The organism is Gordonia pseudamarae (genome assembly GCF_025273675.1).
Taxonomy (GTDB): Bacteria; Actinomycetota; Actinomycetes; order Mycobacteriales; family Mycobacteriaceae; genus Gordonia; species Gordonia pseudamarae.
Window position 1 is genome coordinate 2,163,948 of the sequence record NZ_CP045809.1, and the last position, 16,961, is coordinate 2,180,908.

Annotated in this window: 15 protein-coding genes; 11 read left to right on the forward strand and 4 right to left on the reverse strand. The window is 67.6% G+C overall.

Annotation, left to right across the window (positions count from 1 at the left end):
* Nucleotides 1-68: 68 nt before the first annotated feature.
* Nucleotides 69-1,742 carry a class I adenylate-forming enzyme family protein gene (locus tag GII31_RS09560; protein ID WP_213249002.1) on the reverse strand — a complete coding sequence of 558 codons (1,674 nt, stop codon included), beginning with the start codon at nucleotides 1,740-1,742 and terminating at the stop codon, nucleotides 69-71.
* Nucleotides 1,743-1,796: 54 nt separating this feature from the next.
* On the opposite strand from GII31_RS09560, the gene GII31_RS09565 reads away from it, so the two are divergent.
* From GII31_RS09565 to GII31_RS09580, 4 genes are all read left to right on the forward strand, one after another.
* Nucleotides 1,797-2,630 carry a TetR family transcriptional regulator gene (locus tag GII31_RS09565; RefSeq protein ID WP_213249004.1) on the forward strand — a complete coding sequence of 278 codons (834 nt, stop codon included), beginning with the start codon at nucleotides 1,797-1,799 and terminating at the stop codon, nucleotides 2,628-2,630.
* A 191-nt stretch (nucleotides 2,631-2,821) separates the two neighbouring features.
* Complete coding sequence (locus GII31_RS09570) at nucleotides 2,822-3,775, forward strand: cyclase family protein (RefSeq protein WP_213249006.1); 954 nt, start codon at nucleotides 2,822-2,824, stop codon at nucleotides 3,773-3,775.
* Nucleotides 3,772-5,460 carry a class I adenylate-forming enzyme family protein gene (locus GII31_RS09575; protein ID WP_246222186.1) on the forward strand — a complete coding sequence of 563 codons (1,689 nt, stop codon included), beginning with the start codon at nucleotides 3,772-3,774 and terminating at the stop codon, nucleotides 5,458-5,460. Before GII31_RS09570 ends, GII31_RS09575 begins: the two co-directional genes overlap by 4 nt.
* A gap of 113 nt (nucleotides 5,461-5,573) precedes the next feature.
* On the forward strand, nucleotides 5,574-8,873 hold the full coding sequence (locus GII31_RS09580; RefSeq protein WP_246222187.1) for an FtsK/SpoIIIE family DNA translocase: 3,300 nt from the start codon (nucleotides 5,574-5,576) through the stop codon (nucleotides 8,871-8,873).
* 61 nt (nucleotides 8,874-8,934) lie between these two features.
* On the opposite strand, the gene GII31_RS09585 is transcribed toward GII31_RS09580, so the two are convergent.
* Nucleotides 8,935-9,495 (reverse strand): amino-acid N-acetyltransferase, encoded by a 561-nt coding sequence (locus GII31_RS09585; RefSeq protein ID WP_213249008.1) that lies wholly within the window; start codon nucleotides 9,493-9,495, stop codon nucleotides 8,935-8,937.
* A 171-nt stretch (nucleotides 9,496-9,666) separates the two neighbouring features.
* On the opposite strand from GII31_RS09585, the gene pgsA reads away from it, so the two are divergent.
* The 7 genes from pgsA to GII31_RS09620 all read left to right on the forward strand — a co-directional run bounded on the left by pgsA (nucleotide 9,667) and on the right by GII31_RS09620 (nucleotide 15,294).
* Entirely contained in the window at nucleotides 9,667-10,389 is a 723-nt protein-coding gene (gene pgsA / locus GII31_RS09590; RefSeq protein ID WP_213249010.1) for a CDP-diacylglycerol--glycerol-3-phosphate 3-phosphatidyltransferase, read from the forward strand.
* 292 nt (nucleotides 10,390-10,681) lie between these two features.
* The gene (locus GII31_RS09595; protein ID WP_213249012.1) at nucleotides 10,682-10,999 is read left to right on the forward strand and encodes a helix-turn-helix domain-containing protein; all 318 of its coding nucleotides are present in this window, start codon (nucleotides 10,682-10,684) and stop codon (nucleotides 10,997-10,999) included.
* 159 nt (nucleotides 11,000-11,158) lie between these two features.
* Nucleotides 11,159-11,977: a phage shock protein PspA gene (gene pspA / locus GII31_RS09600; RefSeq protein ID WP_213249014.1), complete on the forward strand. Its 819-nt coding sequence runs from the start codon at nucleotides 11,159-11,161 to the stop codon at nucleotides 11,975-11,977.
* 11 nt (nucleotides 11,978-11,988) lie between these two features.
* On the forward strand, nucleotides 11,989-13,221 hold the full coding sequence (locus GII31_RS09605; protein ID WP_260840402.1) for a glycosyltransferase: 1,233 nt from the start codon (nucleotides 11,989-11,991) through the stop codon (nucleotides 13,219-13,221).
* The gene (locus GII31_RS09610; RefSeq protein WP_213249018.1) at nucleotides 13,212-13,406 is read left to right on the forward strand and encodes a DUF3046 domain-containing protein; all 195 of its coding nucleotides are present in this window, start codon (nucleotides 13,212-13,214) and stop codon (nucleotides 13,404-13,406) included. Before GII31_RS09605 ends, GII31_RS09610 begins: the two co-directional genes overlap by 10 nt.
* A gap of 326 nt (nucleotides 13,407-13,732) precedes the next feature.
* Complete coding sequence (gene recA, locus GII31_RS09615; RefSeq protein ID WP_213249020.1) at nucleotides 13,733-14,773, forward strand: recombinase RecA; 1,041 nt, start codon at nucleotides 13,733-13,735, stop codon at nucleotides 14,771-14,773.
* Nucleotides 14,774-14,775: 2 nt separating this feature from the next.
* A complete protein-coding gene (locus GII31_RS09620; protein WP_246222188.1) occupies nucleotides 14,776-15,294 on the forward strand; it encodes a regulatory protein RecX in 519 nt (172 codons plus the stop codon).
* 85 nt (nucleotides 15,295-15,379) lie between these two features.
* Here the strand turns inward: GII31_RS09620 and GII31_RS09625 are convergent, their stop codons facing one another.
* A complete protein-coding gene (locus tag GII31_RS09625) occupies nucleotides 15,380-16,285 on the reverse strand; it encodes an amino acid ABC transporter permease (protein ID WP_213249021.1) in 906 nt (301 codons plus the stop codon).
* Nucleotides 16,282-16,953: an amino acid ABC transporter permease gene (locus GII31_RS09630; RefSeq protein ID WP_213249022.1), complete on the reverse strand. Its 672-nt coding sequence runs from the start codon at nucleotides 16,951-16,953 to the stop codon at nucleotides 16,282-16,284. The genes GII31_RS09625 and GII31_RS09630 overlap by 4 nt, the downstream gene beginning before the upstream one ends.
* Nucleotides 16,954-16,961: the final 8 nt, after the last annotated feature.

Below are 16,961 nucleotides of genomic sequence, written 5' to 3' on the forward strand. Positions count from 1 at the left end.
ACCCACACCCACGGACTGAACCGCCGTCGGCATCATGTGCACAACGATGCCGACGACGGTGTACGTGCCTAGGCTCGCAGCTGCCGGCGCAGCAATTTCCCGGTGGCCGTGCGCGGCAGTGCCCGCACCACCTCCACCTCGCGCGGATATTTGTAGGCCGCCAGCCGGGCCCGGCAGAACTCGATCAGCCCGGCCTCGGTGAGAGGCGCGGACCCGGCCGCATCCTGGGCGTCGTCCACCACCACGAAGGCCTTCACGTTCTGTCCGCGGTAGTCGTCGGGGATGGCCACGACCGCGGCATCGCGCACCAGCGGATGCGACAGGAGCACCCGCTCCACCTCCCGCGGCCACACCTTGTAGCCCGAGGCGTTGATGACGTCGGTGCTCCGGTCGACCACGTAGAACCAGCCCTGGGCGTCCATGAATCCGACGTCGCCGGTGTGTAGTTCGCCCCCGGCCAGGGCCGCGGCGGTGGCCGCCGGGTTGTCCCAGTACTGGCTGATCACCTGCGGGCCGGAGGTGACCAGCTCGCCGATCTCACCGGCCGGAACCTCGTCGCCGTTGTCGTCGACGACACGGACCATGGTGTTGCACACGGGGATTCCCACCGACAGTACGCCGGTCTCGGCATCGACGGGGGCACGCAGTCCGGGCGGCACGATATGTGAGGGCGAGGTGCATTCGGTCTGTCCGTAGATGTTGTGGATGTAGCCGCCGAGCACGTCTTCGAGTCGGGCCGCGGTGTCCGGGTCGATCGGTGCGCCGCCCGAGTAGCGCAGGCGCAGGCAGCGCAGATCGTCGGCGGTCAGATCCGATTCGTCGGCGAGTCCGATGTAGGCGGTGATCGCGGCGACCGCGAACGCGGGCCGGTGCGCGCGGATGGCGTCGGCCACGACCATCGGCTGGATCCGGTGGGTGAGAACCAGCGGTGAGCCCAGGTGCATCGACAACGCGACGGCGGCCACCAGACCGGTGACGTGAAAGATCGGGGCGAGGGCGAGGATCGGTTCGTCCGCGCCCAGACCGGTCCAGTTCCGGTAGGTCTGCGTGTTGAACGTCAGGTTGGCGTGGGTGATGGCCGCGCCCTTGGGGAAGCCCGTGGTCCCCGAGGTGCTGAGCAGTACCGCGATGTCGCCGGGACCGATGGCGCGGCGGATGCTGGGCCGGGTGTGGGTCGCGGTCAGCGTATAGAGGTCGACGGTGTCGGCCGGGCGGTGCCGGGCCGGGTCGCCGAGCACCCGGGGGTCGTCGGTGCGCTGGCCGTCGAACGGGGATGCGGTGACCACGATCGGCACCGGCCAGGTGTCGGCGATGTCGGTGAGGGCGGGGCGGGCGACGTCCCGGTAGATGTCTCCGAGGGCCAGCAGGGCCGACGGCCGATACGATCCGACGAGATGTGCGAACTCCTCGGCGGTGCTCATCGGGCTGATCAGTGCGGCGCAACCACCGGCCTTCCACGCCGCGACGAGCCCGATGATCAGGGCGGGGTTGTTCTGGGTGCAGATCGCCAGCCGGTCGCCGGGCCGGAATCCGCGGACCTGCAAGTATGCGGCCAGGGAGTCCGCGGCATGGTCGAGCTGTGTCCAGGTGGCGGTGCCGTCGAAGTAGCGCAGGGCGATGTCGCCGCCGCGTGCGGCCACGGTGGCGTCGAACATCTCCAGTGCGGTGTCGTAGGTGCTGCGCTGGAATACCGGCCGGTCGCCGTAGAGGGCGAGCCACGGCCGGGAGGCGTAGTCGGGCATCGGTCTCCTTCCCCATGCAGTGTAGGAGGTCGGCACTCCGCTACCGTGTTCAGTGTGGCTGAACATCCGGGTCCGGCGATCCGCGCGGCGCGTTCCCGCGCGCCCATGACGTTGCGTGCCCTTGCCGACGCCATCGGGGTGAGCGTGGGCACCATGAGTGCCGTCGAGACCGGCAAGGTGGCACTGACGACCGATCGCCTCGACGCCATCGCGGCCGTGCTGGGAGTGCGCTCGGCCGACCTGCTCGACCCGCCGCCCGAGCGGGCCGCATCCGCGGTCCCGGCCGGCGACCTGCCGCTGTGGCGGCGATTTGATGAACTCCACCTCGATCCCGCCTTGCGTGCGGCGATCGAGGTGTTCACCGAGTTCGGCTACCACGGGGCGACGATGCGGATGGTGGCCACGGCCGCCGACAGCAGCGTGGCCGGGATCTACCACTATCACCGCAGCAAGCAGGGCCTGCTGGTGACCTTGGCGAACATTGCCATCGATGATCTGGAGTGGCGGGTGGCGGCGGCGGACTCGGCGGGCGACACCCCGGCCGCCAGGTTCGGGCTGATGGTGGAGGCGCTGACCCTGTTTCACGCGAGCCGGCGCGACCTGGCGTTGATCACCGCGACGGAGATGCGCAGCCTGGAGGAGCCGGAGCGGCACAAGCTGGTTGAACGGCGCCGGGCGATCCAGTCCCGGCTCGAGGCGGCCGCGTGCGCGGCGTGCGCCGACGGCACGTTCGGCACCGCCGATCCCCGGGAGACGGTGCGTGCGGTGGCCACGATGTGCATGGCATTGCCGCAGTGGTTCTCCCCGGACGGTCCGGTCGGTGCACCGGAGGTGGCGCGCGACTATTCGCGCTACGCCCTGGCGATGCTGCGATTTCAGCCTGGCTGAACTTCTCGCGCCTTGTAATCGGCACCAGGGCAATATCTTTCGACTCCAATGAGGCGCTTGACGAATCGTCGGCGAAGTGTGATGCTGGTCTCCACTGAACGGGCCGAACGTTCGATCGGTTCTGTTCAGTATCGAGGTGCTTCCCGGAAGTCGCCGACACCTGATCCACCGAAACTCATTGGAGAGCCGACATGACCGTTCCCGACCTGACCGAACTGCTCGCCGACTCACCCACGAACTGGGGCAAGTGGGGACCGGACGACGAGGTGGGCAGCCTGAACTACCTGACGCCCGAACAGGTGCTCTCGGGCGTCGCGCTGATCAAAAAGGGCGCGCTCTTCACGCTGCAGCGGCTCATCGGCGACCCGAAGGGTGATCCGGTGTGGCCCGGCCGCAGCCCGGCCACCCGCGAGATGATCTTCGACGAATCGGACTGGGCCGAGGGCGGCGAAGGTCCGGCGTTCCCCGGCGGACTGCACTACGCCGACGACAAGATCAACGCCTTCCTGCAGGGGTCGACCCAGTACGACGCGCTCGGTCATGTCTGGTACGACGGCAAGCTGTGGAACGGTTACGACGCCCAGACCACCGTCGGTGGCCTGGACAAGGCCAGCGTCGAGCCCATCGCGCAGCGCGGTGTGGCCGGCCGGGGCGTGCTCCTGGACATGGCGCGGTTCCGCGGAGTCGACTGCCTCGGTCCGCGAGAAACATACGACCACAACGACCTTGAGGCATGTGCCGCCGCTCAGGGCGTCGAGATCAAGCCGCGCGACATCCTGATCATCCGCACCAATCACCTCGAGCTGTTCTTCCGGCAGGGTGAGGCGTTCTACGACGACTTCTGCGAACCCGGCCTCGTGTACTCCGAAGAACTCGTGAAGTGGTTCCAGGACAAGGAGATCCCCAACCTCGTAACCGACACCATCGCCAACGAGATCACCACCGACCCCAATAACGGTGTGGCGCTGGTCCTGCACAACGCGTTGATGCGCAACCTCGGCATCGCGTTCACCGAGATCTGCGACCTGGAGAAGCTGGCCGCCGACTGCGCCGAGGACGGATCCTACGAATTCTTCTATGTCGCAGCGCCTCTGAAGATCAGCAACGCCTCCGGTTCGCCCGTCAACCCGGTGGTGATCAAGTGAGCGCCGACAACCCGGGCTCAGGGAGGTCGATCTACGCGGCGAGACCGTGGCTGCGACTGTTCCCGGAAGGCACCCCGGCCGACATCTCCGTCGAATACGCCACCGCACTCGACGTGTTCGACGCCTCGGTGGCGGCCGGTGCCGACGATCCGTTCCTGTGGTACTTCGACGGGGTGCTCACCTTCGGCCAGGTCGACGCGGCCGCCGATGCGTTGGCGTCGGCGCTGGTCGCCGACGGATTCTCGGCGGGCGACCGGCTCGCGATCTACGTGCAGAACAATCCCGCCTTCGTGATCGGTCTGGTCGCGGCCTGGAAAGCCGGTGGGATCGCGGTGCTGATCAACCCGATGAACCAGCAGCGTGAGCTCCGGTACATGCTCACCGACTCGGGAGCGGTGGTGCTGCTGACCCTCGATGACCTCTACCTCTCGGTGGCCGAACCCGTCATCGCCTCGGGCGACACCGCGGTCCGGACCGTCATCACATGCTCACCACTGGACTTCCAGACGCGCGACGACGAACGACTGTTCGCCGGGGCCACCAGGAAGGCCGTTCCCGGAACCGTCGACCTGGTGGAACTGATCGCGGCCCATGACGGCAGTGCGCCGCCGGCACCCGCATTCGGTCCGCAGGACACCGCCTCGCTCACCTACACCTCCGGTACCACGGGTGAACCCAAGGGCGCCATGAACACCCACGGCAATCTCGCGTTCAACGCGCAGGTCTACCGGGACTGGACGGGTCTGGCCACGGGCGAACCGATCCTCGGGGTGGCGCCGCTGTTCCACATCACCGGACTCGTCGGGCACATCATGTTCGCGATGATCGCCCACACGCCGCTGGTCCTGATGCACCGCTTCGCACCCGACGTGGCCGTCGACGCGATCCGCGAGCACCGGCCGGTGTTCACGGTCGCGGCGATCACCGCCTACAACGCGCTCTCGACCGCAACCGGTGCCACCCCGGAGGATTTCGCGAGCCTGCGGATCCTGTACTCCGGCGGCGCCCCGATCTCCCCGGCGGTCGGCGATCGCATGGAGAAGATCTTCGGCACCTACATCCACAACATCTATGGACTGACCGAGACCAACTCGCCCTCGCACGGTGTGCCGTTCGGCGTGCGCGCACCCGTCGACGAGGCATCGGGCGCCCTGTCGGTGGGAGTCCCGGTGTTCAACACCGTGGTCCGCGTGGTGGGGGAGGACGGTAACGATGTGCCGGCCGGTGAGGTGGGGGAGTTCGTCACCTCGGGTCCACAGGTGGTGCCCGGTTACTGGAACAAACCCGACAAGACCGCCGAGTCCCTGCCCGGCGGGGCGCTCAAGACCGGTGACGTCGGCTTCATGGACGCCGACGGCTGGTTCTACATCGTCGACCGCAAGAAGGACATGATCAACGCCTCCGGCTACAAGGTCTGGCCGCGTGAGGTGGAGGACGTGCTCTACACCCATCCGGCGGTGCGTGAGGCCGCGGTGATCGGGGTGCCCGACGAATACCGGGGCGAGACGGTCAAGGCGTATGTCTCGCTGCGGGACGGGGTGTCGGTGGAGACCGCCGAGCTGGTCGAGTTCTGCAAGAGTCAGATGGCCGCCTACAAGTATCCGCGGCAGGTGGTGATCGTCGACGAACTGCCCAAGACGGTCACCGGCAAGATCCTGCGCCGATCGCTCCGTGACGGAAACTGAGCTGAGCACTTCGTGATGGGAATCGATCGGGTGGGGCGTGCCGCGACACGCGGCGCACCGGGACAGATGTTGCGTAAGTGACTGACGGGGTCCAGTCGGACTACTCTGTCCCCATGGCTTCGAGAGCGAGCACGGGCTCACGCGCGTCTTCGGCACGCACCCCGGGGAAGGGGGCGGCGGCCGCCCGGTCGACGGGGGGACGGTCCTCAGCTGCTCGGACGTCGCGGGCCAAGGACGAACCACCCGCACGGTCGCGTGCGGGTGCCGCCGACAGCACACCTACCCGGCGCAAGAGCACGCCGAAACGGCCCGCCGCCGACGAGTCCGCCCGCGCGGCGGCCTCGCCCCGCGCATCCACCAGGGGACGTACCTCGGCGCGGAGCTCGCGCGGGCGCGCAGACTCGCCCGCACCGCTGACCGAGCAGACCACCGATGTGCACCGCCCGTCCGTCGTATCCGCGGTCGGCCGGGGGGTCGGCAGCGGCTGGGCACTGCTGGCGCGCAGTGTCGGGGGCCTGGCGCGGGCCGGATCGGCGCGTCAGGACCCGCCGCCCGGACCCGATCCCGAGAACCCCGACGACTCGGGCTCCGATTCGGGCGACGACCACGACCGGCAACCGGCCGGAGGGCCGTCGCACCAGCGCGACGGTGCCGCGCTGGTGATCCTCATCGTGGCGTTCCTCGTCGCGGTCGGGGTCTGGTTCGGCGCCGCCGGGCCCGTCGGTGCCCTGATCAACGCGGCGGTACGGGCAGTCGTCGGTATCGCCGCGATCGCCGTGCCCGTGGTGCTCGCGGTGCTGGCGATCGTCCTCATGCGTCACCCGGCGAACCCGAGCAAGCAGCCACGGCACATCGGGGGAGTGATGTTGCTCGGACTGCCCGCCCTCGGTCTGGTCCACCTGATCGCCGGGGCGCCGGAAGACTTCACCGGGCGTTCCGGGGCGGGCGGCTACACCGGCTTCGTCGTCGGCACCCCGCTCACCAACGGGGTCACCGCCTGGGTGTCGGTGCCGATCCTGGTGCTGATCATGGCCTTCGGCGCACTGATAATCAGCGAACGGACCATCCACGAGGTCGTCGGTGCGGTCGGGGACTATCTCGGCCTGCGCCTGCGCGGTGCCGGTGAGCATTCTCTGTTCGACGACGAGATCGCTTTCGCCGAGACCGATCGTATCGAGACCGACGACCGTGGGCGGGGTGCCGACGGCAGCGGCCGACGCGGGTCCTACCGTGCGGCGCGCTACCGGGCCGACGACCGCGAGAATCCCGACTACGGCAACCCAGGCTACGGCAACCCAGGCTACGGCAACCCGGGCTACGGCAACAATGCGTATGGGGACAACGCGTACGGGGCTGAGGATGCGTACGGGGCCGGGGCCGATCACGGCGCACTCGACGGGGATGCCACCGACAAGGTCGACAACGTAGGCGCACCCGGATACTCACCCGACCCGTACGAGAACTACCCACCCGACAGCGGCGCACCACGGCGCCGGTCGCGTCGCCCGGCATGGCACGCCGACGGCGACGAGCCATCGGCGACCGCGGGCAGCGGAGGCATTCACAAGGGCGCCACGGCGGGTGAGATGCGTGATACCGCACGCACCGAGATCATCGGCGAGCCGCGCGGTTCCGGCGCGGTCGCGGCATTCGAGGAACTGCGGCCCCGCCGCGGCCCACGCGCGGTCGTCGACGATCTCGCCGACACGCCCACCGATCCGGTCGGCTCCGACCACCTCACCGAGCCCATCGACCGCGGCACCGACGCGCCGGCGTACACGGCGGGGACGGCCGCGGCGGCGGCCGATTCCCCGGCCGCCGCCACCGCCAGGAGCCGCACGCGCGCCGAACGGGCGACGCCGGCCGCACCCGAGCCGACGCCGGCACCGCCGCGTCCGGACCCGGCCGCGGCGTCCGGCACCCACTACGCCATTCCGCCGACCTCCCTGCTGATCGAAGGCGATCCGCCGGTGTCGGGCAGCCGCGCCAACGACGACATGATCGACCGCATCACCGGCGTCCTCGAACAGTTCAAGATCGACGCGATGGTCACCGGCTACACCCGCGGCCCGACCGTCACCCGCTACGAGGTCGAGCTCGGACCCGGAGTCAAGGTTGAGAAGATCACGGCGCTGCAGCGCAACATCGCCTACGCCGTGGCCACCGACAACGTGCGGCTGCTGGCCCCGATCCCCGGCAAGTCGGCCGTCGGCATCGAGGTGCCCAACTCCGACCGCGAAATGGTGCGGCTGGCCGACGTCCTCGAGGCACCCTCGACGCTCAAGGACAAGCACCCCCTGGTCATCGGCCTGGGTAAGGACATCGAAGGCGATTTCGTGTCCGCCAACCTCGCCAAGATGCCGCATCTGCTGGTCGCCGGCTCCACCGGATCGGGTAAGTCGAGCTTCGTCAACTCGATGCTGGTGTCGTTGCTCACCCGCGCCACACCCGACGAGGTGCGGATGATCCTGATCGACCCCAAGATGGTGGAACTCACTCCGTACGAGGGTATCCCGCACCTGATCACCCCGATCATCACCGAACCCAAGAAGGCAGCCGCCGCGCTGGCCTGGCTGGTGGAGGAGATGGAACAGCGCTATCAGGACATGAAGTCCTCGCGCGTGCGGCATATCGACGACTTCAACCGCAAGGTGCGGTCCGGTGAGATCACCGCACCCCTGGGATCCGAGCGCGAGTACAGGCCGTACCCGTACATCCTGGCCATCGTCGACGAACTCGCCGACCTGATGATGACCGCGCCCCGCGACGTCGAGGACGCGATCGTGCGGATCACCCAGAAGGCACGTGCGGCGGGTATCCATCTCGTCCTGGCCACCCAGCGTCCGTCCGTCGACGTGGTCACCGGCCTGATCAAGACGAACGTCCCGTCGCGGCTGGCGTTCGCCACGTCCTCGCTCACCGACTCGAGAGTCATCCTTGATCAGCCGGGTGCGGAGAAGCTGATCGGCATGGGCGACGGTCTGTTCCTGCCGATGGGCGCGGGCCGCCCGATCCGCATGCAGGGCGCCTTCGTCGCCGACGAGGAGATCGCGGCGGTCGTCGACTACAGCCGCGAACAGGCGCAGCCCGAGTTCGTCGACGGCGTCACCACCGCCAAGGCCGGAGACAAGAAGGACATCGACGCCGACATCGGCAACGACCTCGACGATCTGTTGCAGGCCATCGAACTGGTGGTGTCCAGCCAGTTCGGTTCGACATCGATGCTGCAGCGCAAACTTCGCGTCGGATTCGCCAAGGCGGGACGATTGATGGACCTGATGGAGACCCGTGGCGTCGTGGGCCCCAGCGAAGGCTCCAAGGCCCGCGAGGTCCTGGTGAAACCCGAGGACCTGGCCGGTGTCATCGCCTCCATCACCGGCGGCGACGCGCAGGCATCCGGTCTCGACGCCTGACAACCGCCGCACGCCTGACAACCGCCGCACGCCTGACGCCCGCCCGGGCGGCTGACACAGGTCAGTCGTCGGGGCTCAGGTGCGCCAGCATCCTGGTGTTACCGAGTGTGTTGGGTTTGACGTAGCTCAGGTCCAGGAACTCGGCGACACCGGTGTCGTAGGAGCGGCACATCTCCTCGAATACCTCCTTGGTCACCGGTGTGCCCTCGATCTCGGCGAATCCGTGCCTGCCGAAGAACTCGGTTTCGAAGGTGAGCACGAACACCCGGCTGAGCTCGAGCTCGCGGGCCACCGTCATCAGCCTGGCCACGATCCGGTGCCCGATGCCCAGTCCGCTGCGTGTGCGATCCACCGCCACCGTGCGCACCTCGCCGAGATCGGACCACAGGACGTGCAGCGCACCGCAACCCACCACCTCGCCGTCGAGGTCGCCGACCCAGAACTCCTGAACCGCCTCGTACAGGGTCACCAGGTTCTTCTCCAGCAGAATGCGCCCGGCGTACTGGTCGATGAGCTCCTTGATACGGGGTACATCTGATGTCCGGGCGCGGCGCACTACGAGACGATCACGATCGCCGGCGGATGAAGACCGGGCCTCGGGGACGGCATCGGCTGAGGGCATGGGCAATAATGTACGTCCCGCGCGGTGCTCCGGCGTGTCGAGCAGGTCGATTGGCCGATTCCCGGCGCGTGTGACCTGGTGCTCAGTCCTGGCGGGTGGCGCGGATAGGCTGTCTGGTGTGCAAGTCAGCTTTCATCGTCCCACGCGTGGACCCGCCATGGCCGGTGCGTCATGACCGACCGGGTGCGCCGTGCCCTCGACGAGGAAGCCCCGGACACCGTGGATGACCCGATCGGCGTGGCCGCCGGAGCAGGAGATGACCGGTCCGCGGGTGACCGCTTTCGGGATGACCTTGCCGGAGGTGACCGTGCGGGGGAGGGACCGCACGAGGTGCCGCTGCTCAACATCGCCAACGTTCTCACGGTCTTCCGGATCCTGCTGGTACCGGTGTTCGTGGCCGCCCTGTTCGTCGACGACGGGGACAGCACGGCGTGGCGGATCGTGGCCACGGTGATCTTCGCGATCGCCGCGCTCACCGACCGCTACGACGGACGACTGGCCCGCGAGCGGGGACTGATCACCGAGTTCGGAAAACTCGCCGACCCGATCGCCGACAAGGCGCTGATCGGCACCGCCCTCGTCGGTCTGTCGGTACTCGGCGAGGTGTCCTGGTGGATCACCGGCATCATCCTGGTGCGTGAGCTGGGCGTGACGGCGTTGCGGTTCTGGGTGTTGCGGCACGGCGTGATCCCGGCCAGCCGCGGCGGCAAGCTGAAGACGCTGCTGCAGTCGCTGGCGATCGGTTTCTACCTGCTCCCGCTGGACGGCGCCTGGCATCTGATCGCCGTGGTGCTGATGTGGGCGGCGGTCGTGGTCACCGTGGTGACCGCCGCCGACTACATCTGGCAGGCTGTCGCGCTGCGGGCCAAAGGTCGTGCGGCCCGAAGCCGGTGAGTTCGGCAGGTGCGAGCGGCCAGGGCCTTGCGATCTTCCGTGGGTGTGCTTGGTAGCGTGGTGTCGAGCGCCACGTGAGATGAGTCACTGTCGACTTTCCGTCGGGTGTGCAGGGCAACGGCGCCGATAGTGGACTACTGTCGGCGGAACGGACGAGAGTCCCCGAGTCGATTCCCGTTCGACACGCCGGTGTGGGAACCGATCGGGCTGTGTGATCGTTGTGAAGTTCGATCATCGTTGTGAAGTTCGGTCGGCGCACAAGGAAGGTGACGACCCGAAGGAGGGAGTGTCTATGGCGGTACTGCTGCGCGAGGCGCTGGGCGAGAGTTTGCGCCGGGTGCGTACGGACCAGGGCCGGACGCTGCGTGAGGTATCCACCGACGCGCGGGTGAGCCTCGGCTACCTCTCCGAGGTCGAACGTGGACAGAAGGAGGCCTCGAGTGAGCTGCTCGCCGCGATCTGCGACGCACTCGAGGTAGAACTCGCCGACATCCTGCTCGACGCCGGACAGACGCTGCGCCCGACCGATCACGACGACGCGCTGTCGGCCACCAAGGTCGTCATCCCGGCACCGGCGGGACGGCCGGGCGCCGAGCTCGCCGCCGCCTGATACCCGCGTACCCCGGTTCGTGGCGCCCCGATCGGTGGTGTGTCATCCGAACGACAGTGGCCGATGTCGGCCACAGGAGTCGGCCGGCAACGGCTAGATTGGTCCCGACACACTTTTTCCCGACACACTCTCCCAACGGTGAATGGAGTTGACGCAAGCATGGCGAACCCGTTCGTGAAGTTCTGGCGCTACCTGATGGCTCTTGGCAATTCGAAGATCGATGAGCATGCCGATCCCAAGGTCCAGATCCAGCAGGCGATCGAGGATGCGCAACGCCAGCACCAGGCGCTGTCCCAGCAGGCCGCCAACGTGATCGGCAATCAGCGCCAGCTGGAGATGAAGCTCAACCGGCAGCTCGAAGAGATCGAGAAGCTGCAGGCCAACACCCGCCAGGCGCTGACGCTGGCCGATCAGGCCGCGGCCGCGGGCGACGTGCAGAAGTCGCAGGAGTACACCAACGCCGCCGAGGCCTTCGCCGCGCAGCTGGTCACCGCTGAACAGAGCGTCGAGGACCTCAAGGTGCTGCACGATCAGTCACTGCAGGCCGCGGCACAGGCCAAGCAGGCCGTCGAGCGCAACGCGATGATGCTGCAGCAGAAGCTCGCCGAGCGGTCCAAGCTGCTCAGTCAGCTCGAGCAGGCCAAGATGCAGGAGCAGGTGTCCGCCTCGCTCAACCAGATGAGCGAGCTTGCCGTTCCCGGCAACACGCCCAACCTGGATCAGGTCCGCGACAAGATCGAACGCCGCTACGCCAACGCACTAGGTTCGGCTGAACTGGCCAAGAACTCGGTGCAGGGCCGGATGGCCGAGGTCGAGCAGGCCGGTATCCAGATGGCCGGACACTCCAGGCTCGAACAGATCAGGGCCAGCATGCGCGGTGAGGCACTGCCATCGGCCGGGGCGCCCGCGGCGGCCCCCGATCTGGCCAAGCCCGGCACCGTTCCCGGCCAGGTCCTTCCGCCCCAGAGCAACACCTAGAGCACGGCGAAGTGCCTCGTGTCGGCATAGTCGCCGGACCGGACGCCGGGCATGCGTTCCCGGCATTTGCCCTGGCCGAGTTGTTTGCCGGCGCGGGATACGGCGTCGTCGTCTATACCGGAAAGCGCTGGCTGAAACAGGCCGCGCGCAGCGGAATCCCCGCCCTCGAGCTGCCCGGCCTGACCGCGCTGGCCGATGACGACGACGGTGACGCCGGAGACAAGCTCAGCGGCCGCGCAGCCCGCATCGCTCGCGCGCTCGAACCGTCCCTGATCAGCGAGGGGGTGGACCTGGTCACCTCCGACGTCATCACCCTCGGCGGCGGCTGGGCCGCCGAACTGGCCGGTGTGCCCTGGGTGGAGTGTTCGCCGCATCCGCTGTACGACGCGTCGCGCGGCCTGCCCCCGGTCGGTTCGGGACTCGCGGTGGGAACGGGACCGCGTGGGCGGCTGCGGGATTCGCTGATGCGAGCCGCCACCGGCCGGTCGATCCGGCTCGGCGAACGTCAACGTGCCGCGGCGCGCACCGCGATCGGGCTCCCGCCCGGGCCCTGCCCGGCCGCCCGCCTGGTGGCGACACTTCCCGCGCTGGAGGTCCGCCGCCCCGACTGGCCCGCGCGCACCCACATCGTGCGGCCACTGCTGTGGGAACCCACGAACGACGTGTTCGACATCCCGCCCGGCGACGGTCCGCTGATCATGGTCGCGCCGTCGACCGCCGCCACCGGTGCCGACGACATGGTGAGCACGGTGCTCGGCGGACTGGGCGCGCTGCGGCGCGACATCAGGGTCGTCGTATCCGGACTCGACCTCGATGACGCGACGATCGCCGCGATCTGCACCCGGGCCGGACTGCCGACCGGGTCGGTGGTGACCGGCCTCGCCCGCCAGGACCGGCTGCTGGCCTCCGGCGAGGTCGCCACGGTCATCTGCGGCTCCGGCCACGGCATCCTGGCCAAGAGCCTGTCCCACGGTGTGCCCGTGGTCACCATCCCCGGCGGCGGCGACCAGTGGGAACTCGCCAACAGGGTCAGCCGGCTCGGGGCCGGTACTCTGGTCCGGCCGGTCACCGAACCGGCCGTGACCGCCGCCGTACGCACGGTCCTCGACGACCGGGCCCACACCGCCGCGGCCGCACGGATCGCCGCCTCGGCCACCGGCCTCGTCACCCCGGTTCAGGTTGTCGACCGGATCCTGCGTCGTGGAGCCGATACCGCGCGGATGGGCTCGACGCCGTGCGAATGACCGAGTTCACCGAACTGATGCACACGCGATTCGGTGTGCAGACCGCCGATTCGATCCTCACCGACCACGTCCTGACGGTGTTCGGCGGACGGACCGGGGCCCAGGCCATCGAGGACGGTCACGACCCGCGCAGCGTGTGGGTGGCGATCTGCCGCGACTTCGACGTACCCCGCGAACACTGGTAGCAGCCGGCTCCTGTCGGCTCACAGGCGTCTCTCGCCGCGGTCCCGGTGCCCGTGCCACGTCGGTTCCCGTGCCTGGGGAAACTTCGCTTGTCAGTGGATTGGGTGCGTGTCAGACTTGCCAATAGAACATTCGTTCGTTCATCCTTATGTTCGAAACATTCGTATGTTCGACAGAGCAACGGGACACCCGGTACGCCGGAACGCGTGTTTGTCAGACCCGCCGGATAGTGTGCGGGGCGATGGCAACCACAGCTTCGGGCAAATCCCGGTCAACACGGCAGACACCCAAACGCGGCAGTACGAAAGCGCCGACCAGAGGAGACACAATGGCACCGACTCAGGATCGTGAGAAGGCTCTCGATCTCGCGCTCGCGCAGATCGACAAGAACTTCGGCAAGGGTTCGGTCATGCGGCTCGGGCAGGAGGCCCGCCAGCCCATCGAGGTCATCCCCACCGGCTCGATCGCGCTGGACGTCGCGCTGGGTATCGGCGGGTTGCCGCGCGGCCGCGTCGTGGAGATCTACGGTCCGGAATCGTCGGGTAAGACCACGGTGGCACTGCATGCGGTGGCCAACGCGCAGGCCCAGGGCGGTATCGCCGCGTTCATCGATGCCGAGCACGCGCTCGACCCCGACTACGCCGCCAAGTTGGGCGTCGACACCGACGCGCTGCTCGTGTCGCAGCCCGATACCGGCGAGCAGGCGCTGGAGATCGCCGATATGCTGATCCGTTCGGGTGCGCTCGACATCCTGGTCATCGACTCCGTTGCCGCGCTGGTTCCCAAGGCCGAGATCGAGGGCGAGATGGGCGACAGCCACGTCGGTCTGCAGGCGCGACTGATGAGCCAGGCGCTGCGGAAGATGACCTCGGCGCTCAACCAGTCCAAGACCACCGCCATCTTCATCAACCAGCTCCGCGAGAAGATCGGCGTGATGTTCGGTTCCCCCGAAACCACCACCGGCGGTAAGGCATTGAAGTTCTACTCGTCGGTGCGTCTGGACGTGCGCCGCATTGAAACCCTCAAGGACGGCACCGACGCCGTCGGCAACCGCACCCGCGTGAAGGTGGTCAAGAACAAGGTTGCGCCGCCGTTCAAGCAGGCCGAGTTCGACATCCTCTACGGACACGGCATCAGCAAGGAGGGCTCCCTGATCGACCTCGGTGTGGCCGAAGGGTTCATCCGCAAGTCCGGGTCCTGGTACACCTACGAAGGCGATCAGCTCGGGCAGGGCAAGGAGAACGCCCGCAATTACCTCAAAGAGAACCCCGAGACGGCCGACGAGGTCGAGAAGAAGATCAAGGAGAAGCTGGGCATCGGTGCCGTCCTCGACGAGGACGACGTGGCTCCCGCCCCGGTCGAATTCTGACCGTGCGCCGCGATCCGGCGACGACCGCCGATGCCGAGACCGGGCGCACGGTCTCGGCATGGGATGTGGCGCTCCGGCTCCTCGGCGTCCGGGCGCGCAGCCGCCACGAAATGCGCGAACGGCTCCTGCGCCGGGGTTTCGATGACGACGTGGTCAATGACGTGATGGCCAGGCTCGATCGGGCCGGCCTGCTCGACGACACCGATTTCGCCTCCGAATGGGTACGGTCGCGGCACTCGCACAGTGGCCGGGGCCGGATCGCGCTCAAACAGGAGTTGCGGTCCAAAGGGATCGACACCGAGGTCATAGACGAGGCGCTCGCCGGCATCGATCCGGATGCCGAACGGGCCAATGCCGTAACGATCGCCAACAAAAAGCTGGCCACGATGGACGTCGATCTCACCGACCGCGCCGACCGCGACAAGGCGTTCCGTCGCCTCGCCGGGATGCTGTCGCGTCGCGGCTACGACCAGTCCACGGTCATCGAGGTGGTGGGCGAGGTCCTGCGAACCGCGACATAGACCGGACGTATTCCCGACATGAACCGGTCCGGGGTCCGGTGGATATCGAACCCCACCGGACCCCGGACCTGTTCTCATACAGAGATCACTTGGTGCCGAACGTCGGCAGGTTCTCCGACGCGGCGATGTCGACGTCGTCGGGATCGGCGGTTTGCACCTTGCGGCGACCGGTGCGCAGCCGCTTCTCGAGGTACGTCGCCAGCGACGACAGTCCGAAGTTGATCAGGATCATGATGATCGCGATGACGATCAGCGCCGGGATGTAGTTACCGTAGCGGGCCGAGGAGAGCAGGCCGCTGCGGATCACCTCCGAGTAGCCGATGATGTAGCCCAGCGCGCTGTCCTTGAGCGCGATGACCATCTGCGACACGAGAGCCGGAAGCATCGCGGTCACCGCCTGCGGCAGCAGGATGATGCTCATCATCTGTCCCTTGCGCAGACCCAGCGCCTTCGACGCCTCGGTCTGACCCTTGGGCAGCGAGTTGATGCCGGAGCGGATGATCTCCGCGATCACCGACCCGTTGTACAGGGTCAGGCCGATCACCACCGCGGTGAACGCCAGCTGTGAGGACGGCACCACACCGTACTTGGCGAGCAGGAACCAGGTGAACACCATCAGGATCAGCACCGGGATGGCGCGGAACACCTCGATCAGGGTGCCGGCGACGGCCCGCACCCAGAGGTGATCGGAGAGCCGCCCGATACCGAGCACCGCACCCAGGGCCATCGCCAGCACGATCGAGACGGCGGCCGCGGCCACGGTGCGCCACAGGCCGGGCAGGATGTAGCCCTTCCAGGTGCTCCAGTAGGTGAACGGTTCCCATTTCTCGCCGACGAACTGGTCGTTGTCAGCGAGTGTGATGATCACCCAGACGGCGATCGCGGCGATGATCGCCAGGAACACGACCGCGGTGATCCGGTTGCGGGCCTGTGCCTTGGGGCCGGGGGCGTCGTACAGAACTGTCGCGCCGGCCGGTTTGTGCTCACTCATCGCTTCACCCCGAATCGTTTGGCGAGATATCCGAAGATCGCACCCTCGGACAGGGTGATGATCATGAAACCGACGGCGATGATGCCGAAGATGATGAACAACTGATCGGAGAACGTCTCAATCTCGCTCTTCATCAGCGCCGATGCCTCGGCCACACCGATCGCCGAGGCGATGGTGGTGTTTTTGGTCAGCGCGATCAGCACGCTGCCGAGGGGGCCGATGACCGCGCGGATGGCCTGCGGCAGCACGATCGAACCGAACACCTGGATGAACGGCAGGCCCAGGGACCTGGCCGCTTCGGCCTGACCGATCGGCACCGTGTTGAAGCCCGAACGCAGCGTCTCGCACACGAACGTCGCCGTGTACACGACGAAGCCGACCACCGACAGCCAGAACATGTTGGTGGAGTTGGTCGAGGCGAACTGCACACCGAGGTTGTAGCTCAGGCCCATTGCGCAGAACAGGATGATCAGCGTCAGCGGGGTGTTGCGGACGATGTTGACGTAGATGGTGGCGAAGCCGCGCATCACCGGAACCGGCGACACCTTCATGCCGGCCAGGATCGTTCCCCAGATCAACGCGCCGATGGCGGAGAAGAACGTCAGTTTGATGGTCATCCAGAATGCGGGCCACAGCTCGGGCCCCATACTGTCCCAGAGTTCACTCATTGTCGTTC